Source organism: Ruegeria sp. HKCCA0370, from assembly GCF_013033705.1.
Lineage (GTDB): Bacteria > Pseudomonadota > Alphaproteobacteria > Rhodobacterales > Rhodobacteraceae > Ruegeria.
In genome coordinates this window covers 308,990-332,262 of sequence record NZ_WQEP01000003.1, presented here as the reverse complement: position 1 = coordinate 332,262, position 23,273 = coordinate 308,990, and the positions used below count along the sequence as shown (strand labels likewise).

Below are 23,273 nucleotides of genomic sequence, written 5' to 3'. Positions count from 1 at the left end.
ATCCAGCTCGGCGTTCTTTTCAAAAACTTAGGGGATTCTTCCAGGCGAAGACTTGACTTAGGTCAGGTGTCTGAAAATTTGCACCTACCCGTCGGCCTCGTCCATCAATCCGCGCAGCCACCGACCGGCCAGCCATGCCGCAGGAATGCCCAGCGGAATCGACCAGAGGATCGCCGGCACCGGTTCAATTGCGCCGAACCCGACGCTGTGCAGGATAAGCCCGAGCAAAAACAGGTTGATGGCAACGGTCAACGCCGTGGCCGGATACAGCAGAATGGCCAGTTTCCAAACCGGCCATTTCCCCTCAGTGGCTGGTTCCTTCCGAGAAGGTGATCTTGTTCCAGACATTGTATTTCCCCGAAGGTTTGCGCATCGGCAGGCGGCGGATTTCTTCCAGCGTCTGCGCGTCATAGACGATCACCGCGCCGTCATCTTCCCAGATCGAAACCAGCGCGTGGCTGCCATCTCTTGTGAACTCGACATGGGCCACGGTCTTGCCCGGCGCAGGGCGCAGTGTTTTCACGATTTCAAGGCTTTGCTTGTCGATGACGTGCATCGCGTCCTTGTTGGGGCCAAAGAAAACGTCCGCCCAGACATAAGGCGAATTCTCATGGCTGCGCATGAAGAACCCGGGCCCTTCGGTCTTGATCCGTTTGACGGTTTCCCAGCTTTCCATGTCGATCACCGACACGGCGCCGTCTGTCAGGTGCGGCGTGGCCATCACGGTCGTATCGCCGTGTTTCCATGTGATCCCCGAGCCCAGATGCGGCATTCCGGGCAAATCCAGATCGGCCACCTTGTGCCCGATCACCAGATCAATCACTTGCCCGCCCTTGCCATCGCGGGACGCCCCCATGACATATTCATAACTCTGGTCGAAAAAGAAGTCGTCCAGATAGTCAGCCGTGGTGATCTTGCGCACAGGGAAAGGATCAGGGTTCTTGAACTGACCTTCGATGCGGAAATCATGACCAAGCCCGGATTGCGGGGGATTGGCGCCGTAGAACACTTCCCAAATTTCGGGTACATCCTTCAGTGCCAAAACAAAGCTTTCCCGCGGGGGGGCCTGGTAGACAGCCGAAACGCGGCTGGGCAGGCCCGTCTTGCTTTTGACCTCGATGACCTTTGCGACGGAAAGGTCTTCGGTGGACAACACCGTCAGGCTGTTGGGCAGGTAATTCGCCACGGCCACCCATTTGCCATCGCCCGACATGGCGATGTTGCGGCTGTTCAAGCCGGCACGCACACGGCCCACCTGTTTCAGCGCCCAAATGTCGTACTTCTGGACCCACCCGTCGCGCGACATGATGAAGACATACCGCCCATCCGGGCTGAATTTTGGACCGCCATGCACGGCGAAGGGGGTTTCGAACCGGTCCAGAACCTCGAACGTGTCGCCATCCAGAACGCTGACATGGTGATCTCCGGTTTCCACCACCAGCGTGATGTTCATCGGGTCGCTGTCCCAGACGGGCGCATCCACCGGCACATATTCCTCGTCCAGCGTCCGGCTGGCCAATATCTCGGCCTCGCCCCATTCGGGGTCGGATTCCAAAGGCGATTTCAACCAGCCCGCCAGCTCTTCGATTCGCAGAGCATCCAGCTCGTGCGAGAAGGCCGGCATTTGTGTCGCCGGGCGTCCTTCTGCAATCACGGCAGCTACCCGCGGTCCGCGCATGCGTTTGAGCGTTTCCGGGATCAGCGCGGGGCCAACCCCGCCCAGACGGTTTTCGCCGTGGCATGAGGCGCAATGCTCAGCGTAATCCGATTGCGCATCCGCCCAGGCGACACCCGCGCCAAGGATCGAGCATAATGCCCCAATCTTCATCTTTTCAAAAATACTCCCGCCGGAGGTTCCCGCACGCGCCACAGGCGCAGCGGTTGAAAGCCTCGCACTTACGGTGTCAAAAGAACTGATGCGCCGGATCATGGCTTTTCCCCCGAAACGGTGTGACCTGAAGGCGTTCCCCTGCTTCATCCACACCGATTTCCTGGTTGGACAGGTAGCAGGCCGGATCCTCGGCCCATGGATCACCGGTCAATTGCAAGGCGCGGATGCGGGTATTGCCGCCGCACACGTCCTTGAGTTCGCAGGCTCCGCAGCGCCCCTTCAGCGGGCGTGGGCGGGTGCGGAGCATGGCAAGCATCGGATCATCGCTGGTCCAGAGTTCGGAAAACGATTTGGTCTTTACGTTGCCCACCGTGTAATCGGACCAGTAAGTGTCTGGATGGACCCGGCCAAGGTTGTCGATATTAGCGACGCCCAAACCACTTGAGTTCCCGCCCCACGCGGCCAGGTGCGCGCGCACATGTGCCGCTTTTTCGGCGTCGAAATGCGTGCGAATCCAGTTCAGGAAATACCCGGCATCAGCGTCATTGCTCCCCGTCACGATATCCAGCGGACGACCGCCCGATGCGGCTTCCCAGGCGCGTTCCAGCAACAGATCCAGGCCTTTGCGCGTGCGCTGATGCGCGGCATCTTCGCCCCGGTTCTTGTCGCCGCGCCCCGCATAGACAAGATGCGACAGGTAGAACTTGTCGACACCTTCATCATCACAAAGGCTCAGCAAGTCAGGCAAGTGATGTTGCGTGCCTTCGGTCAGGCAGAACCGCAGGCCAACCTTGATGCCGCGCTTTTTGCATTCTCGCACGCCGCGCAAGGCGTCTGCGAAAGCCCCTTCGACGCCACGGAACCAGTCATTCGTCGCTCCGATCCCGTCCAGCGAGATGCCGACGTAGTTGAAGCCCACATCCGCAATCATATCGGCGGTTTCGTCGTAAATCCGGGTGCCGTTGGTCGACAAGGCCAGCATTGGCACCAGATCACGGGCCCGTTTTGCGATGTCGAAGAAATCGAACCGGTCCAGTGGTTCCCCACCCGAGAGGATCAGGGCCGGGACGCGAAACTGGCCCAGATCCTCAAGGGTTACCATGGCTTGCTCGTGGCTGAGCTCACCCGGGAACGCCACATCCGCCGAGACGGTGTAGCAATGGCGGCACTTCAGGTTGCAGCGCCGCGTCAGATTCCAGATCACAACCGGCTTTACCGGGCCGGGGCGCCGTTTGCGCACCGGTGTCGGCTTGACCAGCTGATGCATGTATTCGGTCAGGCGGAACATGTTTCAGCCTTTCTGTTTCAGGCGCAGCCCGGTCTTTTTCAGGATGCGCGTGGAATAGAGGATGTCGCTGCCGCGGCAGGCCGATCCCAGAATCGCGGCGATCTGGCCGCGTTTGTCCTCGACCTCGTCGGGCGAGCTGCCATGAACCATGGCGAACAGGTTGTAGGGCCAGTCTGGCAGGGCGCGGGGCCGTTCATAGCAATGGGTGACGAAAGGCAGTGCCCCGATATGAGCACCCAGTTCGGTGATCAGGTCATCCTGCACGTCCCAGACGGTCATGCCGTTCGATGTCATGCCCAGCTTGTAATGGTTGGGGGCTGCTGCGATCCGTCGGATCACCCCGCGCGCCTTCAGCGCGGCCAGCCGGTCCAGCAGGGTGGCCTCGGTCAGGCCCAGATCGGCAGCGACCTGCGCATAGGGCGCGGCCACCAGGGGCAGTCCCCCTTGGAGCGACTCGATAATCTGTCTGTCTGTTGCGTCGATCATGCCGCCACCCGGAAGCCGATGAAAAATTCCTGAAGTTTGGGGAAACGGAGAACATTGACTCCCGTTTCCCGTTCGATGGCATCGGCGGTGGCCTCGATCCCCTCGGGTGTTTCGGTGGCCAGCACGAACCACATGTTCAGCCGGTGCGTGCGTTCATAGTTATGTGCGATCTCGGGATATGCATTGACTTTGGTCAGGACGCTTTCGAATTCTTCGTCTGGAACGGCCATTGCGCAAAGGCAGAAAGCCCCACCCATGGCCGCGGCGTCGAAAAACGGACCGAAGCGCGTGATGACGCGGTCATCTTTCATGCGGCTCAGACGCGACAGCAATTCCGCCTCGGACAGGCCAAGCTCTGCGGCGACGGTTGCGTAAGGGTGTGAAGTAAGCGGCAGATCCTCTTGCATACGATTCAGGATCGCGCGATCCGTTTGGTCCAGCGTCATGCGGCGACCTCCTTTGCTTGAATCAGCGCGCCGGTCTGTTTGAAACAGCGGGTTGAGAACAGGACCTTGTTCCGTGCTCCGGCCAATTCGGGCAATGCAATCGCACCGGCCAGAACATCCAAAGCCTCATTGCGTGTGCGGGCGTGGATCATGGAATACAGGCGATATGGCCAGACATCGGGAACCGGATTACGCTCATAGCACAGGGTCACCCCCGGGAAGGCGGCCAAAGCCGGACCCGCGGTTTCAATCTGTTCTGCCGGCAGGTCCCAGACCACCATCGCATTGGCCGACCAGCCAAGCGCCCGGTGACGCACAATGACGCCGAGCCGCGAGATTATTCCGGCGGCATGCAGGGCTTCGACCCGCTCCATCACGTCTGTCACATCCCGTTTCAGCGAACGAGCCAGAGCGGCGTAGGGTTCTGAGACCAAAAATAGCCCGGAACTCAGAGACTGTAGCAGGCAACGATCGCCCTTGCGCATGACGGATGCATCGACCTTTCGTGCCGTGGGTACGTTTTTGGCTCCGCCTGTCATGCGAAAACCAAGATCCACGTTGAAAGGGCGCACCAGCCGCAGGTCCAGCACCTGCAATCCGGTGGATCGACTGATCCGCGCCAGGGTATCGTTGACATGCGCGCGGTCCGGTCCGGTCGCGACAAACCACAGGTTCCAAGCGTCTTCGCGTTGATAATTGTGGTTCACCCCGGGCTCGGCATCGATCAGGGCGGCGACCTCCTCCAACCGATCTTCCGGAGCCGCCACGGCAGCCAGGGTGCTGGCCGTCACCGCGCCGGGCGTGATGGTGGCGCCAACCCTTGTAATACGGCCTGTGGCGCGCATTCGGGACAAGCGATGAATGACTTCGGCTTCGTCCAGCCCGAGTGCGTTACCCAACATCTGGAACGGTCTCTCGGTGATCGGGAAGTCGCGCTGAAATTCGTCCAGCAGGCGGCGGTCGATCGGGTCCGTGATATGTCGCATCGGTTACAGCCCCGTTCTGTGCGCACGGGCGGTGAAGAAGATGCCGGACGGGCTGTCCGCGTCGATCTCGCGCAGTTTTTCAAAACTGTGCGTGTCGTAGACCATGACCTTGTTGGCATCGCGCACGCTGATCCAGACTTCATGCCCGCGTGGCGTGAACTCCATGTGCAATACCGCCGGGCCGGGTTTGAATTCGTGGATGATCTGTTTGCTGACACTGTCGATCACCTGAATGGTGTCATTCAGCGGGTGGGCGAAATTCACCCAGACCTGCCGCCCATCGGGACGGGCCATGGCAAAGACCGGTTGCCCGTGGGTTTTGGTCCTCCCCGTTTCGGTCAGAGTGTCGGCGTCGATCCACAGAACCTCGTGATGGCCGACAGCGGGCAAAACAAACTCGCGACCCGTCAGCGCCCAGCCTTCCAGATGAGGCATCTTGTAGACCGGCATTTCTTCCTGACCACGCCCGTAATCGGGCAGAACGCGGATCGGTTCGGGGGTTTCGGCCCACAGATCCAGCGCGGTCAGGCCGTCCTCGCCAAACAGACCGGTGATATAGGTGCGGCCATTGGCAGTGATCAGCGCGTCATATGGGTTCTTGCCCATGTCCGGGATCTTGGTGATCTCTGGTGCGCCTTTTGCGAAATCGGCAATCCAGGTTTCCCCGGTATCCCACATCGTGAAAACGAACCGCCGACCGGGCGCATCGACCAGGCCGATGGTTTTGCTGTCGGTCGGGATGTCGGCGACCATCTCAAGCGTGTCCGCATCGAATACGCGCACGCCACCGGGTTCGTAATTCGACACGGCCACCAGCTTGCCATCGTCCGAAATCGCCCCGCCGATGGCGTTGCCGGCCTGCACGACGCGGTTCACGATCTGGCGGGTCACGATGTCGATCTTGGTCAGCCCGCCGTCGCGGCCAAACACATAGGCAAACCGTTCATCGGGCGAATAGACCAAAGACGCATGTGACAGATCACCCAATCCCTCGATCCGGGCCAGAGCTGCGCGGTCGGATTGATCCACAAGAAGCACCGAGCCCTTGGCGCGTTCGATGACCAGGCCAAGGTCGCCTGTCGCGGTCGGTTCAGCCTGCGCTGTAGTCATCATCAATGTGGCTGCAAGGCCAAGAATGAAGTGTTTCATTGTGCCTCCTGTTCCAGCAGGTAACGGGCGATCCATTCGGCCTCTTCTTCACTGATCAGGGGCCGCCACGGGGGCATTGCGGTGTCGGGGATGCCGTCAAGGATGACGCTGGTCAATACATCCGCGTCGTAGTGTTCAAGTGTCTCACTGCGCAGATCGGGACCAAGACCGCCCTTCAGGGACAGGCCGTGACAGGAACCGCAATCCTGATGCACAAGTCTTTTCAGGGTATCGGGATCGATGACATCCGCCGCGAAAGCAGAGGTCGCGGCCAGAACCGTAATGGTCAGACCGGTTCGCGCCGCCCACCCCGAGCGACCCGGCGATCTGTCGGTGCATGTTGGGACAGTCCCCTGATCTCGTCTTCCCAGCTTAGCCATGGGCCTGTTCCAGAAGCTCGGCCACAGGCCGTTCGGCATAAAGCGAAACCACCTTGCCAATGATAAACAGCGTCGGCGCCTTCAGGTCGGCTGCACGCACATCCGTGGCCAACTGGTCAAGTCGTGACACTAGACGACGCTCATCAGGTGTCGTGGCCTTGCCCACCGCCAGAACCGGTGTCGAGCCTGGCAGGTTCTCGGTCATCAACCCCATGGCGATCTGACCGATATTGGCGACGCCCATATAGACCACCAGTGTCGAGTCCGGATCGGCAAGACGTTTCCAGTCCAGATCCAGCACTTTGTCGGCCTGCCGATGTCCGGTGACATATTGAACCGAGGTCGCCAGCCCGCGATGGGTCAGCGGCACACCCGTCGAACAAGACGCCCCCTGGGCCGCCGTGATGCCCGGTGCGTATTCGACAGCGACACCGCGGGCCATCAGATAGGCAGCCTCTTCCGAACCGCGACCAAAGATCATGGGGTCGCCGCCTTTCAGCCGGGCGACCGTGTGACCTGCGCTGGCTTCTTCAAGCAGTATTTCGTTGATGCGGTCCTGCGGAACGGTGTGGCATTTGGGGGCCTTGCCGACAGGGATCAGCCTGGCGCTTTCCGCGTGCAAGTTCAGAATGTCGGCGGACACCAGCCGGTCATAAACCACGACATCCGCTTCTTGCAGCATCCGCAGTGCGCGCAGGGTCATCAGCTCGGGGTCGCCGGGGCCTGCGCCAATCAGAAAAACCTTACCGCTCATGTGCAAACTCGCTTGGTCTGAAAGTCTTCGAGACCCGGTATCCCATGCAGATCCGTTGCGTTTGCAAGACGTTGCTGGGTGAGCCGGGCGTGTCATGGGGGAAGATTGGCCCAATCGAAAACCAACCTCCTTGACATAAGTTAAGGAGCGCGGGATTTGCGCCCGCGCTCCTTCATCCTGCCTGTATTGTGCCTTGTTTCAGGGTTCGACGGTGATCATTCCGATCATGTTCTGTGTCTCCCAATGCGGGCCGCACAGATAGTCCTGTGAGCCGGGCGTGAGAAAGGTCAGTTCAACAGATTCCTCGGGGAACAGGCGATCACTTTCAGGTTGGCTGCCATCCTTCAACAGGACGGAATGGCTGGTGCGTTTGTCGACATTCACCCATCGGACAGTTGTACCTGCCCTCACGGTCAATTCGGATGGGCAAAAATTGTATTTGTACATCAGCACCACTTCGGCGTCTTCGACGGCCGACGAAGGCTGACCGAACAACTCCACATAGCGCTCTTCGGCCTCGGCGCAGATTTCGGCGGTTTCGTCCGCCCAGGCGGGCGCGGCCAGAAGCAGCAGCGCGGGAAGAAGGCGTTGGGGTTTCATGGTCCATGACTCCTTTCCAAGAGTGGCCGGGGCCGGTTGACCCGGCCCCGATCCGTCATTGTTTGACCACGTTGATGAACGCGCTGTCATCATCCAGCGCCAGGCTGGTATTCAGCGTCACGTGGTGGAACCGTGCTGCGGTAAAATCGTCGTGGATGGCAAAGCCAACGGTATAGGTCTTGCCTGCCTCCAATGGCACATCACCGGGCGCGCCCGAATTCAGGGGGCGCGTAAACACCACGGTCCACATGCCACCGGACAGTTCGGCCGATGCGGCGATTTCACCATCATTGACCACGCGCTGCTCCAACAGATAGCCATTGGTGGCGCTTCCGTCGGCGTAGACACGCATCAGGTCAAGATAGGTGCCGTCGGCCAGATACTGCTCGATCTGTTCCTCGGCCTTCATCTTGTCCCAGCCCCCCAGGGCTTTGCCGCGGCGACCCTTGACCTCAACATCCGTGCGGCTTTCGCTGATGTATTTGGTAACGGTGTCCGTGGCATTGAGGCGACCGGCAACATCCGCATTGGCCGCGATCGCATCCGCTTCGGGCGCAAAAGGCATATAGGTGTTGTCGGCGTGGCACGAAGCCCAGCATCCCACCTGATCTCCAAGCTCGATACCAGTGCCGGTAATCATCATGGCAACCTTGATCTGGTTGTCCGGGTCCATCTTGCCGCCATCGACGAACGGGGCAGGGTTGTGACCCGCGTCCGGCCATTGCAGGCGAATGTACAGGTTTTCGTCGTCATGCGCCGCCTGAACGGTTGCGTCGATGACACCGCGTTTGCCCGGAATCGGGGTCGGTTCCAGATCTCCACCCGCAACGATCTTGTTGCCGATGGTGTCCAGTTCCTTGGCGTGACAGGTGGTGCACTGATCCCCGCCTTTGGTCAGGGGGCGCGCGCCACCATGGAACTTGCCGTTCTGGACCCATTCAAACGAGGCCTGACCAGGGTAAAACAGTTTCAGATCCGCCGCGGCCACTGCGTTCCAGTCGATGTTGGACCCAACGTCGCTTGCTCCACCAGAGGGCGCCGCGGCGTCTTCACCGGAGGTTTTTGCGCGTTCTTCATCCAAAGCAGCGTCAACAGCCGCTGCGATCTGGGCCTGAACGGCCTCTTGCTGAGCCTTTTTGGCGGCTTTTTCTGCTTCTGCTTCAGCGGCCTCTTTGGCTTCAATCTTTTCGAGACTGGCCAGATATTCCGGGGGGATGGGCCGGATGAAGTCCGGATTCGGTGCTTCAAGCTTTTCCAGATACTCTTCGTCCGCCCGGTCGCGTGCATCCGAGTGTGCAATCCCCTTGTGGCAGTCGATACAGGTCTGTCCGACAGTCATCGCATTGAGGTGCTGCTGACGGGCGCGTGGTTTCTGGAATTCGGGCATCATCGATTCGAAATCGTGACAGTTGCGGCATTCGCGCGAGTCTGTGGCCTTCATCCGCTCCCATTCGTTCATGGCCAGATGTACACGTTTGGCCTCGAACTTTTCACGGGTGTTGATGGTACCGACCATCTTGCCATACAGCTCTTTGGACGCCTTGATCTTACGGATCATCTTATGTGTCCAGTCTTTGGGAACATGGCAGTCGGAACAAACAGCCCCCACACCCGACCGGTTCACGTCATGGATCGTGCCGGTATATTCTTCGTAAACAAAATCTCGCATCTCGTGACATGAGATGCAGAATTCCTTGGTGTTCGTGGCTTCCATTGCGGTGTTGAACCCGCCCCAGAAGATGATGCCGGCGGCAAAGGCCCCGGCGATACCGGCCACAGGCATTCCCCATAGGAAATACCGGCGCCAGATCGGTTTTTTCTTTTCCGGTTCGGAGGTCATATCCGGGCTCCGTTTTGGCTGTATTGTCTGGCCCTTGGTGGCAGGCCGGTGAGTTTGGCTGATGACTCAAACAAGGAAAGGGCGGGCGAGGGGCCCGCCCTTTCCTGTGGTCGTCCTGACCTCGTCAGGTGACGTGGTTCGACCGGTTGTAGACGTTGAACTTGCCGGTCGGGGCATAAAGCCCATCGATGCGGCCGATTTCTTCCAGCGTTTTGGCGTCGAAGATCACGATCTGACCATTGGGTTCCTTCGAGTCCGACAGGTTCCACTTGGAAACCCATACCTCGGTACCGTCAGCGTTGAATTCGAAGTGAACAGCGGCGCTGCCTTCGTCTTCAGTGATCTGGATCGTCTTCACGATTTCGCCGGTTTCTTTCGAAATGACCTGCACGGATTGCTGCACTTCCGGTTCCGGATGCTTAGTCTGGTCAGCCCAGATGTAATCCGAGTTCGGGTGGGTGCGGACGAACAGGCCGGGGCCGTCGGTTTCCACTTCGTAGCAGACTTTCCAGGCGTCATCCGGACGGTTTTCAGGATCGTTGCCCCAAACGGTCACGGTACCGACACCAAGGTGGGTTGTGCCCGCCACAGGGCCACAGTTCGGGTCGACCCAGTTGGCGCCCGGACCAGGGTGCGGCAGCGCGGCTGTGTCGATCATCGCCTCAAGCTTGTGGGTTTCGGTATCGACAACCACCATCTTGTTCGACGCGTTTGCGGCGATCTGGAAATACCGGCCTGTCGGATCGAAGAACCCGTCATGCAGGAACTTGGCGCTGTCGATCTTGTCGATCCGAAGGTTGTCCAGATCGGTGTAATCGACCTGCCACAACTGTCCCAGCTCTTTCACGGCAACGATCCAGGTGGGTTCATTCGGAGTGGTGTAGATGGCTGCCACACGGGCTTCTTCCACATACTCACCATCAACGTTCACGCCGCGGGTCGATACGACCTTGACCGGTTCCATGGTCTTCGCGTCAACGATTGCAAAGTGCGGCGGCCAGTAGCCACCACCGATGACGTATTTACCATCGCCGGAAACGGCGACGTCACGGGCGTCATATGCAATCTTGACTTCGGATACCAACATCTTGTCCGGCGTCTGCCAAAGGTCGATCTTGGTCATCTTGCCGTCGCGACCCATTGTGTACCAGAAGCGACCGGGGTGTTCCGGCTCGGTCAGGCTGTGGTGTTCGGACGCTTTCAGAACGTGCACGGCGTAGCCAGTGGGGATGTGGGTCAGCACCTCTTTGGTGTCGCCGTCGATCACGGCCACCTTGCCTACGTCACGTTCGATGACGACAAAGAAGTTTTCCCAGTTGCGGCCGTGCAGCGGCTCGGTCGGATAGTCCTCTTCTTCGACATAGACCTTACGCGTCGCCATCATCTGTTCCAGCGACATTTCAGGTGGTTTTGGCGGCTCCATCATGATATAGGTCGCCATATCCTTGATTTCCTGCTCGGTCATGATGTCCGAGAAGTTGTTCATGCCGCCTTCGGTTCCCCAGGCGATAATCTTTTCAAGGCGTTCCTGTCCCAGTTGCAAGGTGCCGCCTTCGGTTACAGTGCCGTCGGCTGCGGTCTTCTTCCAATGCGGTTCCAGGTTTTTACCCGTGGCCCCTTTGCGCAATACGCCGTGGCAGCCTGCGCATTGTTCGAAATAGAGCTGTTTAGACGATTCAAAGGCTTCTTCGCTCAAAGTTGGCTCTTCGGCGAAGGTCGGAGCAGCGACGCTGCCCAACAACATTGCCAATCCGACCCCTAAGGCGCGGCCGGGTTTGTTGTAGCTGATTCCAAGTGACATGATCACTCTCCATATGCGTGGTGAGGCGGTGTCGAGAGTGAAACATCACGTGGATGTCATCCTTGACCAAAGTCAACGGCAAGGGTGCAGACAAAGCACTTTGGAAAGAAAACACAGATCAAAACCCCCAATAAATCTTGTGTTTCTCACACATGTTTAAGCCCAGTCTTGATTTTGGTTAAGGGCGCCGGGTCATGCGGGCACTACACATTGTTCAACGGCGGGAAAAGCTATGGAGAGCAGGCATGACAGCTGTAATCGCGCGTGTTTTCAGTGAAGGGTTTCGGGTCTTTTTTCTTTCGGCGGGTCTTTACGGTATGTTTGCAGGAGTCGCGTGGGGCGTATGGTTGGCGTCGCTCGACGGGCTGATGCCCTACATGGAACAGAGTTACGCGATGCCCCCGGTGATGTGGCACGCGCATGAGATGATTTTCGGGTATGCAACGGCCGCCTTGGGGGGGTTTTTTCTGACCGCCGTGCCGAACTGGACCGGTACGCCCGAGGCGCGGGCTCGCTTTATCACGCTTGTCGCATTGATCTGGATGGCCGGGCGTCTGGCGGTCTGGTTTTCCGGAGTGTTGCCACCCCTGTTCGTCGCACTCGTGGACCTGAGCTTTGTTCCCATTCTGGCGCTGAAGATTGCCAGTCAACTGGTTCGCCGGCCCAAGCCGCAGAATATGGTGTTTCTGTATCTTCTGGTTCTGATGTTGGCTTCGAACGTTATGGTTCATTTGGAATGGATGGGGGTCACGGTGGATACGCTGAATACCGGCATTCGGGCCGGGCTTTTGACCTTGTGTTCGATGATCGCGATCCTGGGTGGCCGGATTACGCCGGCTTTCACACGCAATGCCATGAAAAGAGCGGGTCAACCCGAAGCATCGTGGCCGGTATCCGTGGCCAGGCTGGACAGGGCGACGATGATTCTGGCGCTGTTGCTGCCCCTGCTTGTGCTTGCACTTGATGTCGGGCCTGTTGCGGGGGCCGTTGCTTTGGTGATGGGCAGTGTTCAACTGATGCGCATGGCGCGTTGGAGAACAGGCTGGGCCTTGCGTCAACCGATCCTGATCGCGCTGCATCTGGGTCTGGGGATGCTGGCGCTGGGTCTGATTCTCTGGGGGGTGGCGGCCATCGGGATGGGAAATGAGATCGGCGCGCTCCACGTTCTGGGCATTGGTTGCGTTGGTGGCATGACCCTTGCCGTAATGAGCCGCGCCGCCTTGGGCCACAGCGGTCGCCCCCTTGTCGCGCCAAAGCCCATGGCGATTGCCTATGGTTTGATGGCGGTTGCAGCGCTTGTGCGTTGGCTGGGATCCGACATGACAGGAGGGTACATGACGGCGATGCTGACAGCGGATGGATTTTGGATCGCGGCAATGGGGCTGTATCTGTTTGCCATGTGGCCTGCCCTGACCGGCCCCCGCGCCGTGCAACAGCCCTGACGCCTGTTCGGGCGGCGCTTATCGTTCAGCGACCAGTGGCCGCGCGTTCTTGATATGACGATGGACCAAAGCCCGAGCGCGTTTCCCTTTTTCCGGTATCCGTCGTGCGGCCAGCGGAACGTAATTGCGCTGATCCAATTCAGGGAACAATTCAAGAATTTCCGCCCGTGCGTTCGGGTGAACACTGGACAAGGCCTGCGCACCGGTGAGCAGGCTTTCGGAAGGTGCGCCTTCCGCATAGATGATCTCGTGACGGTCGAACAAAAGATGGACATAGGTCACAGCACGGGTGTCATCAGCGATTGAAATGCCGGGCACGCCGACAAGAATGTGAGCAGGAACAAGAACCTCTTCGGCGTCGAACATTCTGACGGCAATCGGCGACCGGACCAGCATACGGTGTTGCGGTGACACGAAAAGATCACGCTGGGGCAAGTGATCGCCCAGTGAACCGGCCTCGATCCGGATGGGCTTCAGCCTGGGACGGGCGCGAAGCGCCGCCTGATCCAGATGTCGCGTGCCAATCCAGCGTATGTGTTGCGGTCCGTTGTCGGCGGTGACGACCACGTCACCCACCTTCAAATCCTCGATGGACCTCGGACCTTCTGGAGTCATTATCAACGTTCCGGCTACGAAGCACGGCACGTCAATGATAGTGGTCGGATCAGTTGTGTCAGGAGCATTGGTCGGCGTAACATTCACGATGTTCATCGAGTATGTCGTGCCGGGCACAAGGGGTTCAGAGGTTATGTAACCACCCAAAGTTCCGTCAACTTCCACACGATAAACTGTAATCGTACCCCCGCCTGGTTTGGACAGAATATAGGATTCTTCCAGGTAAATTGGGCCACTAAGAAAGGTGGTCGAGCCATCAAGGGTGGTGATGGTGCCGGTCTGCGTCAGATCATCGCCGTCTTCGTTGTCGAAGCGGTCACCGTTGAAAACATCGCCAGTATCGACAGTGGGTGGTCCGCCGCCGTTTTGAATAAATCCACCGGCTGCGTCTGTCACGCTGAACAAACGACGATCCGTGTCAGGATCAAAATTGACATCCAATGTAACCGTATCCGGCCCAATCGTATTCACCGTGATTACGCCGGGCGTATAACCGATATAGGAATAGTTTGCCATTTTAACCCATCACTCTCTGACACGGAATTTACACTTGTTCTCTCAAGCGCTTGGATAACTCTGCCATACTAAAATGTCGACGCGACATTCCTCACGATTGGTTCAGATATCAAGGCGAACCCCAGGCTTTTTCGTGGTTCTTGCTGTTTGTCAGGCATCCGACCTCGTTCCAGAGCATACTTGAGAAGTCTTGACTTTCGTTAAGGCACTCCCGCGTCCCGCCCGTCATGTTGCAGACACTAGCTAATCTGCGCAAAGGAGAGCGCAATGCGAGACGTCATGACAAAGAGCATGGCCCGCAATATTTTTTATGGCGGGTCACTGTTCTTCATTCTCATCTTTCTGGCCCTTTCGGCCCATTCCCACTGGTATATCGTCAATTCCGAAAATGCCGCAAAGCTGGATGACAGTGTGGTCCGGGGCAAGCATGTCTGGGAAAAACACGCCTGTGTGAACTGTCATTCGATTCTGGGTGAAGGGGCCTACTTTGCTCCGGAAGTCGGCAACGTGATGACCCGCTGGGGCGTGCTGGACGACCCGGAATCAGCCTTTGAATCCCTCAAGGGCTGGATGGAAGCACAACCGACCGGCATTCCCGGTCGTCGGCAAATGCCCAATTTCAACCTCAGCGACGAAGAACTCCGTGACCTGACCAACTTCCTGATCTGGACGGACAACATCGACGCGCAGGGCTGGCCGCCCAACGAGGCAGGCTGAGAAAGGGAACGAAACAATGAAATACGAATCCCAAAAAATCGCCTATGCCTACTTTGCGGTAGCCATGGCGTTGTTCGCGATACAGGTGATCGGCGGCCTTCTGGCCGGTTTCATCTATGTATTCCCCAATTTCCTGAGCGAGCTTCTGCCGTTCAACATCGTGCGGATGCTGCACACTAACTCCCTGATCGTCTGGCTGATCCTGGGTTTCTTTGGTGCGGCCTACTTCCTGATCCCGGAAGAAGCCGAGCGCGAGATCCACTCGCCCAAGTTGGCCTATCTGCAACTGATCATCCTTGTTGTCGGCACGTTGGGCGTGGTCGTCACCTATGTCTTCAACCTGTTCGAAGGCAACTGGCTGCTGGGCAAAGAGGGGCGCGAGTTCCTGGAACAGCCCAAATGGGTCAAGGCCGGTATCGTCGTGGCTGCATTGATCTTCCTTTACAACGTGTCGATGACCGTTCTGAAAGGCAAGAAGACAGCCATTACCAACATCCTGCTTCTGGGCCTTTGGGGTCTGGCGCTGCTGTTCCTGTTCGCCTTCTACAACCCGGGCAACCTGTCGCTGGACAAGCAATACTGGTGGTATGTCGTCCACCTGTGGGTCGAAGGTGTGTGGGAGCTGATCATGGCCTCGATCCTGGCCTACCTGATGCTGAAGCTGACCGGTGTTGACCGTGAGGTGGTCGAAAAATGGCTCTATGTCATCGTCGCCGCCGCGCTGTTCTCGGGCATCCTCGGCACCGGCCACCACTACTACTGGATCGGTACGCCTGCATACTGGCAGTGGATCGGGTCGATCTTCTCAAGCCTCGAAGTGATCCCGTTCTTCGCGATGATGGCCTTTGCCTTCGTCATGGTCTGGAAGGGCCGTCGGGACCACCCCAACAAGGCCGCGCTGCTGTGGTCGCTGGGCTGTGCCACGCTGGCCTTCTTCGGCGCCGGTGTCTGGGGCTTCCTGCACACGTTGCACGGGGTGAACTACTACACCCACGGTACGCAGATCACCGCGGCACACGGGCACCTGGCCTTCTACGGAGCCTATGTCTGCCTCAATCTGGCTATCTTCAGCTACGCGATGCCGATCCTCAAGAACCGTGATCCCTATAATCAGGTTCTGAATATGGGTTCGTTCTGGCTGATGACCAGCGGCATGGTCTTCATGACCTTCGTCCTGACCTTCGGTGGAACCGTGCAGACGCACATGCAGCGTGTGGTCGGCGACTACTTCATGGACGTGCAGGACCAAATCGCGATCTTCTACTGGATGCGTCTTGGCTCCGGTGTGGTCGTGGTCCTTGGAGCGTTGCTGTTCATCTACTCGATCTGGGTTCCCCGGAAAGAGGTCATTGAACCCGGCGCAGCCGAAACCCCTGCGGAGTGATGGATATGGATGGCTCCATGAACCTGAAAGAGGGGGCGGCAAACGCCCCCTTCTACCTCGCCCAGGGCGATGAATGCGATGTCTTCACCGCCGCTTACAAAAACGACCTGCCGGTTCTGCTGAAAGGCCCGACGGGCTGCGGCAAGACCCGGTTTGTGGCCCATATGGCTGTGAAACTTGGCCGCCCGCTTTATACAGTGGCCTGCCACGACGATCTGGCCGCCGCCGACCTGATCGGACGCTATCTGCTGAAGGGCGGCGAAACCGTCTGGGTCGATGGCCCTCTGACCCGCGCGGTGCGCGAAGGTGCGATCTGCTATCTCGACGAGGTGGTCGAGGCGCGCAAGGACGTGACCGTGGTGCTGCACCCACTGACCGACGACCGGCGCATCCTGCCGATCGACCGCACCGGCGAAGAGCTTGAGGCCGCGCCCGGTTTCATGCTGGTGGCGTCCTACAACCCCGGCTATCAGAATATCCTGAAAACCCTCAAACCCTCGACCCGGCAGCGGTTCATCTCGCTGGAATTCGACTTTCCCTCACCTCAGATGGAAGCCGAAGTGGTCGCGCAGGAAAGCGGCCTGCCGCTGGAACGCTGCAAGCCGCTGGTACGGCTGGCGGGCAAGCTGCGCGGGCTCAAGGGTCAGGACCTCGAGGAGGGCGTGTCCACCCGGCTGGTCGTCTATGCCGCGACGCTGATCGCGCAGGGCATGTCCACCGACCGCGCCATCCTTGCCGCCATGATCGAACCTCTGACCGATGACGAGGATATCAAACGCGGGCTCCTCGATCTTGTCACCGCCGTCTTTGGGTGAGGCCGGCGATGGTCAGGATCGACTTTGAGCCATGGGAACCCGAAGAAACGATCGGGAAACTGTGGCACACCCTTGCCAGCCGCCTCGATGCACCCCAGGTGCATGTTGGAGCCGCGGTCGACCTTTCCGAGGTCGCGGGGCGGCTGGCAGTCCTCTTTCGGGGGCTTGGGGGTAGTCCGGGCGTTGAATTGCGCCCGGTCTCACCCGAGGTTTCGCGTCACCGCCTGAGTTGGCGCCGCAAACTTGCAACCGAAGTGGAATTGATGCCGCGCGCCTCGTTCGACGGAGAGGTTTTGCGTCTGCCCGACCGTCTGGCAGTATTTCCCGCACGCGAGGCAAACGGCGCGCTCTTTGTCTGGTTGGCCGCCGCCGCCGCCCATGCCGGAACCCGAATTGACGAAGATGATCCACTGCGTGCCGACCTGCGTGCCTTGATCGCCGCCCGGCATATGGTCGAGGCGACTCTGGACGATGCGCCTGGCTTGCGTCCACTGTATTCCGAGCTGTGCAAGGGCGTGCTGTATCAGCGCGATATCCCCAGCCTGCCGCCTGCCGAGGCCGCGGTTGAAGAACTGATCCATCATATGCTGGGCGATCCCAAGCCCCTGTCGGATCAGGCCGAGCACCTTCTGGCACTTGACGACGACCTGATCGCCCCGCGCGGCTATCAGCCGATGCGCCCGGTTCCCCTGTGGCCGGAGTTGCGCGCAGTTGGGTTCTCGGAACACAACGATGTTGAAAACCCCGATACCGAAGGCCCGCCAGAGGAATCCGGCGAAAAGACATACCGTGCCCGGCGCCGCAAATCGGATCAGGCCGAGCGCAGCGACAGTTTCATTCTGCACAAGTTCGAAGCCATCCTCAGTTGGGCCGAGTTTCTGAATATCAACCGTCGCATCGATGACGACGATCCCGACAACGCCAAGAAGGCGGCTGACGATCAGGAAGAGATCGGTCTTGGCCAGATTTCCAAGGCGCCGCCTACCAAGTTGAAGCTTCACCTTGATCTGGCGCCCGAAGACGTCAACCGCGAACGCCTGTCAGGCCGTATTCTATATCCCGAATGGGACGTGCGGACGGGTCAATACCTGCCGGATCATGTGAACGTTCTGCTTTCGGAAGCCGATATCCGCGACGATGCCGCCGAGTTCAGCAAGGATCCGGCCACTGCGCGCCGCATTCGCGCCGTCAAGCGCCAATTCGAGGCGCTGCGCCCGGGGCGCGTGATGACCCGGGGCCATCTGGACGGTGACCAGCTGGATATGGAAGCCGCCGTTCGGGCGCAGGTTGACCGCTGCGCAAATGGTGAAGGGACGGAACGCGTCTGGATGCAATCCCGCCCCGAGGCCCGCGATCTGGCGGTGTCGATCCTGCTGGATGTCAGCCGATCCACCGAAAGCGCGGTCACGGGGCGTGCTGTGATCGATATCGAACGCGAGGCGCTGGCGGCCTTGGCCTGGGGCCTGAACGCTTGCGGTGACGATTTCGCCATTCATGCGTTCAGCTCCCTCAAGCGTCAGCGCGTCTATGTGCAGCGTTGCAAACGGTTTGACGAACCGATGGGAACCAAAGTTGAACAGCGCATCGCGTCGCTGCGCCCCGGACATTATACAAGGTTGGGCACGGCAATCCGGCACTGTTCCTCAGATCTGGCCAGCCAGTCCCGCAAGCGCCGATTGCTGCTGGTCATCACAGACGGCAAGCCAAACGACCTGGACCATTACGAGGGGCGTCACGGCATCGAAGATACCTGCATGGCCATACGCGAGGCGCGCCGGGCCGGACAGTCAGTGTTCGGCGTCACCATCGATAAAACCGGCAAAAGCTGGTTTCCGCGCATGTTCGGGCAGGGCGGTTTCGCCGTCATCCCAGATCCGCATCGCCTGACCATGGCCCTGCCGCAGATCTATCGCCAGTTGGTCGGCGCATGAGTGATGCCTCTCTGATCGACGAACTGCCGGGCGAGTTCCTGATGTGGGTTCTGATCATTTCGGAACTGCTGGTCTTTGGCGCGGGGATGATCGCCTTCATGGGGGTGCGTCTGACCGATCCGGCAGGTTTTGCCGAGGCGCAGTCGCATCTGCATCGCACCGGTGCAGCCTTGAACACGGCGGTTTTGGTGACGTCAGGCTATCTGGCCGCACAGGCGCTGCATTGGCGGCGGAACATGCAACGTTTGCGGGCCCGGTTTGCGTTGATCCTTGCGGCGCTTCTGGGTGTCGTGTTCCTGATCATCAAGGGTGCGGAATACGCCGACAAGGCGTCTCAGGGGATAGGATACGAAACGCATCCATTCTTTCTGTTCTATTATATGCTGACCGGCTTTCATGCCGCGCATGTCCTCGCCGGGGTTGGAATTCTGTTGCTGGTGGCCTGGCGCGACGACCCCACTAGCGTCGAAGCGGGCGCACAGTTTTGGCACATGGTGGACCTGGTCTGGATCATGCTGTTTCCAGTGATCTATCTGTTGGGATAGTCAGATGGCCCAACCTTCATCTTTGACCAAAGAACCTCGCCAAGGGCCGCCGAACCCTCTGACCCAGGCCTGGCTTGCGCTCTTGGCCCTCAGCGTGGGATCCGCGCTGCTGACCTTGATTGGGGCACCAACCGCGATCATCGCTGGCGGTATCCTGTTGCTGGCGCTGATTAAGGCCCGCGTGATCCTGAAACACTACCTGGATTTGGAGAACAGCCAAAGCTGGCTGCGTGGGTTCACCCTGGTGTTGACCGGATTTTCCGTAGTGATTTTTGCGCTCTACCTGATCTGAGGCAAAAAAAATGCCGCCCCGAGAGGCGGCACAAATCAAGCAAAGGGGGGGCTGGTTACTGAGCGGCCTGTGGGATCCGCGCGATCTGACAACGCTGCCAGAGCGCCGACAAGGCACCAACCAGATGATCGATATCCTCATCTGTGTGGACCGGGGACGGCGTGATCCGCAAACGTTCGGTGCCCTTGGGGACAGTGGGATAGTTGATCGGCTGAATGTAGATGCCGAATTCTTCAAGAAGCGTATCCGAGATGAACTTGCACTTCACTGGGTCGCCCACCATCACCGGGATGATATGGCTGGGGTTCGGCAGATGCGGTATCCCTTCCGCATCCAGACGGGCGCGCACCTGATCCACACGGGCCTTTTGCAGATCACGCTCGGCGCTTGACTGCTTCAGATGCCGGATAGATGCGGCAGCGCCGGCCGCGATCGAAGGTGGCAGGGCCGTGGTGAAGATGAAGCCGCTGGCAAAGCTGCGAACGAAATCGCACAGCGCCGCCGAGGCTGCGATGTACCCACCAACCACGCCGAAGGCCTTGCCCAGCGTGCCTTCGATCACGGTCAAGCGATCCATCAGGCCCTCACGCTCGGCAATACCACCGCCGCGCGGGCCATAGAGGCCGACGGCGTGAACCTCATCCAGATAGGTCATCGCGCCGTATTTGTCGGCCAAGTCGCAGATTTCCTTGATCGGCGCGATATCACCATCCATGGAATAAACGGACTCAAAGGCGATCATCTTGGGCGCGTCGGGGTCGGCGGCGGCCAGTTTGGCCTCCAGATCCGCAAGATCGTTATGTTTCCATATCACCTTCTGCGCCCGTGAGTGGCGGATGCCTTCGATCATCGAGGCATGGTTCAGCGCATCAGAGAAAACGATCAGACCGGGGATCTTCGCAGCCAGCGTTCCCAGAGCGGCCCAGTTTGATACATAGCCCGAGGTGAACAGCAAAGCGGCCTCTTTGCCATGGAGATCTGCCAACTCTGCCTCAAGCAGCACGTGGTCATGCGTCGTGCCCGAAATGTTGCGCGTTCCGCCCGCACCGGCGCCACAACGCTCCAGCGCATCGTGCATGGCGTTGATGACCGCAGGGTGTTGCCCCATTCCAAGGTAGTCATTCGAGCACCAGATACGCACATCCCGCTGGATCGAACCATCGGTCTGGCGAGCGTTCGGGAAGGCTCCGCAACGTCGCTGCAAGTCGATGAAAACCCGATAGTTTCCTTCATCTTTCAAAGCGTCGAGGCTCTGGCTGAAAAATCGCTCGAAATCCATCTGACATGCTCCCCGGATAACTGGCTGCGAGCCGACCCTAGGGCAGCGACGGGCCCCGTGACATGACAATTGTCAAGTTGATCGTCAAGAAAAAGACTGGCACTGCCACGCCGGCTTTGGCATAGCAGGGCATTGGGGATGATATCCCGGGCCATCGCCCGGACTGGATGAAGAAGGGAGTGCCTTCATGTCACACGAGGCACAAAAGGCGATTGCGCGGCAGTCTCTGCTTCTGCGCAGCCTGCCAGATCAGCATGTGGATACTTTGCTGCGGCAAGCGATTTGGCGGCAATATGACCGTGGCGAGACGATCTTTCTGCAAGAGGAAGAAGCCAAGGCCGTGCACGTCGTGCTGGCGGGTTGGGTCAAGCTGTTCCGTATCTCTCCGACCGGAGCGGAAGCGGTGGTGAGCGTTTTCACCCGCGGAGAAAGCTTTGGTGAGGCCGTTGCGCTGCGCAACGTGCCGTATCCCGTGTCCGCCGAAGCCGTTTCAGCCTGTGAAGTGATGCATATTCCCAGCCCGGTGCTGCTGTCCCTGATGAAGGAAGACCCGGAAATCGGCGTTTCAATTCTGGCTGCGACGTTCACGCATCTGCATGCTCTGGTGGCGCAGCTGGAACAATTGAAGGCGCAAACCGGGGCGCAACGCGTTGCAGAGTTTCTGTTGAATCTGTGCGATCGCGATTCCGGTCGGTGCGAGGTGGAACTGCCCTACGACAAGATGCTTATCGCCGGACGTCTTGGGATGAAGCCCGAAAGCCTGAGCCGCGCGTTTTCGCGGTTGAAACCCGTTGGCGTCAAGATCAACAGGAACCACGCGGATATCGCCGACATGGACGATTTGCGCAACTACGCCGAAAGCGACACCAGCGAGAGGTGATTGATCACCGGCGGCCGGACCCTTCGGCGCTGCAATTTCACGGAAAACCCGTTATCCGAAACTGGCCAGCTCCAACGGGGGCTTCAGTCGGGCGCTTTTGCGCGTGACCGGCCGTCTTCCACGCTTTCCTAAACCTCACTATCCTGATCAGCAGTGCCATCCATCGGCACGAGTCTTTTGCATGAAAATGAAGGGGCACCTGGTCCATGATAGACGCAGCGCTTTCAAACTATCCCCGTGCAAGGTTGATGACATCGGTCACACCTGTCGAACGGCTTGAGCGTCTTTCTGACCAACTGGGGCTGGATCTGTGGATCAAGCGCGACGACCTGACCGGGCTCAGCTTCGGCGGAAACAAGACCCGCCAGCTGGAATTTTATATGGGCGAGGCGCTGAGGCAGCGGGCGGACAACATCCTGATCACAGGTGCCGTGCAATCCAATTTCGTGCGCACCGCGGCAGCTGCGGCGGCAAAGCTGGGAATGTCATCCGTTCTTCAATTGGAAGACCGGGTGACGAATATGGGAGAATACTACCATCGATCCGGAAATGTTCTTCTGGCACAGCTTCTGGGGGCGGAACATATTGGCTATCCCAAGGGCGAGGACGAGGCGGGCGCGGACGGCGCTCTTCACGAACGCGCCGAGGAACTGGTTGCCATGGGTCGGAAGCCATACGTTATCCATCTGGGCATAGATCACCCTCCGCTGGGGGCATTGGGCTATGTGGTGGGGGCGGCCGAGTTGCATACTCAGATCAGCGATTTCGACGCCGCAGTGGTGCCGTCGGGAAGCGGGGCAACCCATGGTGGGTTCCTGGCCGGATTGCGTTTGGTCGGACAGACTGCGCCTGTCTACGGCATATGCGTGCGTCGCGATCAAAACCAGCAGCACGCGCGACTGCAAAACGTCCTGGGGCGATTGGCGACCATGATGGGTTTCGACCCTGCTTTGGTCATGGAAGACATCTGTACCTGGGACGGCGCCTTGGCGCCCGGATATGGACGGATCGGTCGCGCAACCCGCGAGGCGTTGACCCTGATGGCGCGCTCCGAGGGCATCTTTCTTGACCCTGTTTATTCCGCCAAAACCTTTGCAGGGCTTCTTGGGCTGCTTGAACAAGGTGTCATCGAAAAAGGCCAGAAAGTTGTTCTGCTGCACACGGGTGGTCAACCTGCGTTGTTCGGATACCAGGACGAGTTGCAACCGAGTTGAAACAGCGAAGCATTGCGCCTGTGGTCCTGCGGGGCGACAGGATGGATGGAAGGGTGCTGCCCGCCGAACTGGCCGGGTAAGT

Annotated in this window: 23 protein-coding genes; 9 read left to right on the top strand and 14 right to left on the bottom strand. The window is 59.1% G+C overall.

Annotation, left to right across the window (positions count from 1 at the left end; all coding sequences use genetic code 11):
• Positions 1–84 precede the first annotated feature (84 nt).
• From GOW31_RS10150 to GOW31_RS10095, 12 genes are all read right to left on the bottom strand, one after another.
• A complete protein-coding gene (locus GOW31_RS10150; protein ID WP_171169778.1) occupies positions 85–348 on the bottom strand; it encodes a hypothetical protein in 264 nt (87 codons plus the stop codon).
• A complete protein-coding gene (locus tag GOW31_RS10145) occupies positions 305–1,828 on the bottom strand; it encodes a nitrite reductase (RefSeq protein WP_171169777.1) in 1,524 nt (507 codons plus the stop codon). Before GOW31_RS10145 ends, GOW31_RS10150 begins: the two co-directional genes overlap by 44 nt.
• A 76-nt stretch (positions 1,829–1,904) precedes the next feature.
• The gene (gene nirJ / locus GOW31_RS10140) at positions 1,905–3,119 is read right to left on the bottom strand and encodes a heme d1 biosynthesis radical SAM protein NirJ (RefSeq protein WP_171169776.1); all 1,215 of its coding nucleotides are present in this window, start codon (positions 3,117–3,119) and stop codon (positions 1,905–1,907) included.
• Positions 3,120–3,122: 3 nt separating this feature from the next.
• Positions 3,123–3,605, bottom strand: coding sequence for an AsnC family transcriptional regulator (locus tag GOW31_RS10135; RefSeq protein ID WP_171169775.1), 483 nt, complete (start codon positions 3,603–3,605; stop codon positions 3,123–3,125).
• Positions 3,602–4,051, bottom strand: a complete 450-nt coding sequence (locus GOW31_RS10130) for an Lrp/AsnC family transcriptional regulator (protein WP_171169774.1) — start codon at positions 4,049–4,051, stop codon at positions 3,602–3,604. Before GOW31_RS10130 ends, GOW31_RS10135 begins: the two co-directional genes overlap by 4 nt.
• On the bottom strand, positions 4,048–5,037 hold the full coding sequence (locus tag GOW31_RS10125) for an AsnC family transcriptional regulator (RefSeq protein ID WP_171169773.1): 990 nt from the start codon (positions 5,035–5,037) through the stop codon (positions 4,048–4,050). The genes GOW31_RS10130 and GOW31_RS10125 overlap by 4 nt, the downstream gene beginning before the upstream one ends.
• A gap of 3 nt (positions 5,038–5,040) precedes the next feature.
• Positions 5,041–6,186 carry a cytochrome D1 domain-containing protein gene (locus GOW31_RS10120; protein ID WP_171169772.1) on the bottom strand — a complete coding sequence of 382 codons (1,146 nt, stop codon included), beginning with the start codon at positions 6,184–6,186 and terminating at the stop codon, positions 5,041–5,043.
• The gene (locus tag GOW31_RS10115) at positions 6,183–6,566 is read right to left on the bottom strand and encodes a cytochrome c (protein ID WP_171169770.1); all 384 of its coding nucleotides are present in this window, start codon (positions 6,564–6,566) and stop codon (positions 6,183–6,185) included. Before GOW31_RS10115 ends, GOW31_RS10120 begins: the two co-directional genes overlap by 4 nt.
• A complete protein-coding gene (gene cobA / locus GOW31_RS10110; protein ID WP_152460367.1) occupies positions 6,559–7,320 on the bottom strand; it encodes a uroporphyrinogen-III C-methyltransferase in 762 nt (253 codons plus the stop codon). Before cobA ends, GOW31_RS10115 begins: the two co-directional genes overlap by 8 nt.
• 198 nt (positions 7,321–7,518) lie before the next feature.
• Positions 7,519–7,920: a plastocyanin/azurin family copper-binding protein gene (locus tag GOW31_RS10105; protein WP_171169768.1), complete on the bottom strand. Its 402-nt coding sequence runs from the start codon at positions 7,918–7,920 to the stop codon at positions 7,519–7,521.
• A 55-nt stretch (positions 7,921–7,975) separates the two neighbouring features.
• Positions 7,976–9,760 carry a NapC/NirT family cytochrome c gene (locus GOW31_RS10100; RefSeq protein ID WP_171169766.1) on the bottom strand — a complete coding sequence of 595 codons (1,785 nt, stop codon included), beginning with the start codon at positions 9,758–9,760 and terminating at the stop codon, positions 7,976–7,978.
• Between the two features lie 124 nt (positions 9,761–9,884).
• Entirely contained in the window at positions 9,885–11,561 is a 1,677-nt protein-coding gene (locus tag GOW31_RS10095) for a cytochrome D1 domain-containing protein (RefSeq protein ID WP_152460364.1), read from the bottom strand.
• Between the two features lie 245 nt (positions 11,562–11,806).
• On the opposite strand from GOW31_RS10095, the gene GOW31_RS10090 reads away from it, so the two are divergent.
• Positions 11,807–13,003, top strand: a complete 1,197-nt coding sequence (locus GOW31_RS10090) for an NnrS family protein (RefSeq protein ID WP_171169764.1) — start codon at positions 11,807–11,809, stop codon at positions 13,001–13,003.
• A gap of 18 nt (positions 13,004–13,021) precedes the next feature.
• On the opposite strand, the gene GOW31_RS22035 is transcribed toward GOW31_RS10090, so the two are convergent.
• The gene (locus GOW31_RS22035) at positions 13,022–14,134 is read right to left on the bottom strand and encodes a Hint domain-containing protein (RefSeq protein ID WP_254441680.1); all 1,113 of its coding nucleotides are present in this window, start codon (positions 14,132–14,134) and stop codon (positions 13,022–13,024) included.
• Positions 14,135–14,401: 267 nt separating this feature from the next.
• Here GOW31_RS22035 and GOW31_RS10080 point away from each other — a divergent pair, with 267 nt between their 5' ends.
• The 6 genes from GOW31_RS10080 to GOW31_RS10055 are packed head-to-tail and all read left to right on the top strand — an operon-like array spanning position 14,402 to position 19,818.
• Complete coding sequence (locus GOW31_RS10080) at positions 14,402–14,851, top strand: cytochrome c (protein WP_152460362.1); 450 nt, start codon at positions 14,402–14,404, stop codon at positions 14,849–14,851.
• A 16-nt stretch (positions 14,852–14,867) separates the two neighbouring features.
• Positions 14,868–16,235: a cbb3-type cytochrome c oxidase subunit I gene (locus tag GOW31_RS10075; protein WP_171169762.1), complete on the top strand. Its 1,368-nt coding sequence runs from the start codon at positions 14,868–14,870 to the stop codon at positions 16,233–16,235.
• A gap of 5 nt (positions 16,236–16,240) precedes the next feature.
• A complete protein-coding gene (locus GOW31_RS10070) occupies positions 16,241–17,050 on the top strand; it encodes a CbbQ/NirQ/NorQ/GpvN family protein (protein WP_371813739.1) in 810 nt (269 codons plus the stop codon).
• Positions 17,051–17,058: 8 nt separating this feature from the next.
• Complete coding sequence (locus GOW31_RS10065; protein WP_171169758.1) at positions 17,059–18,981, top strand: nitric oxide reductase activation protein NorD; 1,923 nt, start codon at positions 17,059–17,061, stop codon at positions 18,979–18,981.
• Positions 18,978–19,526 carry a cytochrome c oxidase subunit 3 gene (locus GOW31_RS10060; protein WP_171169755.1) on the top strand — a complete coding sequence of 183 codons (549 nt, stop codon included), beginning with the start codon at positions 18,978–18,980 and terminating at the stop codon, positions 19,524–19,526. The genes GOW31_RS10065 and GOW31_RS10060 overlap by 4 nt, the downstream gene beginning before the upstream one ends.
• Before the next feature lie 4 nt (positions 19,527–19,530).
• Complete coding sequence (locus tag GOW31_RS10055) at positions 19,531–19,818, top strand: cytochrome C oxidase subunit IV family protein (RefSeq protein ID WP_171169753.1); 288 nt, start codon at positions 19,531–19,533, stop codon at positions 19,816–19,818.
• A gap of 55 nt (positions 19,819–19,873) precedes the next feature.
• Here the strand turns inward: GOW31_RS10055 and hemA are convergent, their stop codons facing one another.
• Complete coding sequence (hemA, locus tag GOW31_RS10050; protein ID WP_171169751.1) at positions 19,874–21,097, bottom strand: 5-aminolevulinate synthase; 1,224 nt, start codon at positions 21,095–21,097, stop codon at positions 19,874–19,876.
• Between the two features lie 187 nt (positions 21,098–21,284).
• Between hemA and GOW31_RS10045 the strand changes: the two genes are divergently transcribed.
• Positions 21,285–21,977 carry a Crp/Fnr family transcriptional regulator gene (locus tag GOW31_RS10045; protein WP_152460355.1) on the top strand — a complete coding sequence of 231 codons (693 nt, stop codon included), beginning with the start codon at positions 21,285–21,287 and terminating at the stop codon, positions 21,975–21,977.
• 206 nt (positions 21,978–22,183) lie between these two features.
• The gene (locus GOW31_RS10040; RefSeq protein WP_171169749.1) at positions 22,184–23,191 is read left to right on the top strand and encodes a D-cysteine desulfhydrase family protein; all 1,008 of its coding nucleotides are present in this window, start codon (positions 22,184–22,186) and stop codon (positions 23,189–23,191) included.
• The last annotated feature ends 82 nt before the right edge of the window (positions 23,192–23,273 follow it).

Coding starts and splice junctions, on each gene's coding strand:
- GOW31_RS10150 (WP_171169778.1), bottom strand. CDS start 348: ATGTCTGGAACAAGATCACCTTCTCGGAAGGAACCAGCCACTGAGGGG.
- GOW31_RS10145 (WP_171169777.1), bottom strand. CDS start 1,828: ATGAAGATTGGGGCATTATGCTCGATCCTTGGCGCGGGTGTCGCCTGG.
- nirJ (WP_171169776.1), bottom strand. CDS start 3,119: ATGTTCCGCCTGACCGAATACATGCATCAGCTGGTCAAGCCGACACCG.
- GOW31_RS10135 (WP_171169775.1), bottom strand. CDS start 3,605: ATGATCGACGCAACAGACAGACAGATTATCGAGTCGCTCCAAGGGGGA.
- GOW31_RS10130 (WP_171169774.1), bottom strand. CDS start 4,051: ATGACGCTGGACCAAACGGATCGCGCGATCCTGAATCGTATGCAAGAG.
- GOW31_RS10125 (WP_171169773.1), bottom strand. CDS start 5,037: ATGCGACATATCACGGACCCGATCGACCGCCGCCTGCTGGACGAATTT.
- GOW31_RS10120 (WP_171169772.1), bottom strand. CDS start 6,186: ATGAAACACTTCATTCTTGGCCTTGCAGCCACATTGATGATGACTACA.
- GOW31_RS10115 (WP_171169770.1), bottom strand. CDS start 6,566: ATGGCTAAGCTGGGAAGACGAGATCAGGGGACTGTCCCAACATGCACC.
- cobA (WP_152460367.1), bottom strand. CDS start 7,320: ATGAGCGGTAAGGTTTTTCTGATTGGCGCAGGCCCCGGCGACCCCGAG.
- GOW31_RS10105 (WP_171169768.1), bottom strand. CDS start 7,920: ATGAAACCCCAACGCCTTCTTCCCGCGCTGCTGCTTCTGGCCGCGCCC.
- GOW31_RS10100 (WP_171169766.1), bottom strand. CDS start 9,760: ATGACCTCCGAACCGGAAAAGAAAAAACCGATCTGGCGCCGGTATTTC.
- GOW31_RS10095 (WP_152460364.1), bottom strand. CDS start 11,561: ATGTCACTTGGAATCAGCTACAACAAACCCGGCCGCGCCTTAGGGGTC.
- GOW31_RS10090 (WP_171169764.1), top strand. CDS start 11,807: ATGACAGCTGTAATCGCGCGTGTTTTCAGTGAAGGGTTTCGGGTCTTT.
- GOW31_RS22035 (WP_254441680.1), bottom strand. CDS start 14,134: ATGGCAAACTATTCCTATATCGGTTATACGCCCGGCGTAATCACGGTG.
- GOW31_RS10080 (WP_152460362.1), top strand. CDS start 14,402: ATGCGAGACGTCATGACAAAGAGCATGGCCCGCAATATTTTTTATGGC.
- GOW31_RS10075 (WP_171169762.1), top strand. CDS start 14,868: ATGAAATACGAATCCCAAAAAATCGCCTATGCCTACTTTGCGGTAGCC.
- GOW31_RS10070 (WP_371813739.1), top strand. CDS start 16,241: ATGGATGGCTCCATGAACCTGAAAGAGGGGGCGGCAAACGCCCCCTTC.
- GOW31_RS10065 (WP_171169758.1), top strand. CDS start 17,059: ATGGTCAGGATCGACTTTGAGCCATGGGAACCCGAAGAAACGATCGGG.
- GOW31_RS10060 (WP_171169755.1), top strand. CDS start 18,978: ATGAGTGATGCCTCTCTGATCGACGAACTGCCGGGCGAGTTCCTGATG.
- GOW31_RS10055 (WP_171169753.1), top strand. CDS start 19,531: ATGGCCCAACCTTCATCTTTGACCAAAGAACCTCGCCAAGGGCCGCCG.
- hemA (WP_171169751.1), bottom strand. CDS start 21,097: ATGGATTTCGAGCGATTTTTCAGCCAGAGCCTCGACGCTTTGAAAGAT.
- GOW31_RS10045 (WP_152460355.1), top strand. CDS start 21,285: ATGTCACACGAGGCACAAAAGGCGATTGCGCGGCAGTCTCTGCTTCTG.
- GOW31_RS10040 (WP_171169749.1), top strand. CDS start 22,184: ATGATAGACGCAGCGCTTTCAAACTATCCCCGTGCAAGGTTGATGACA.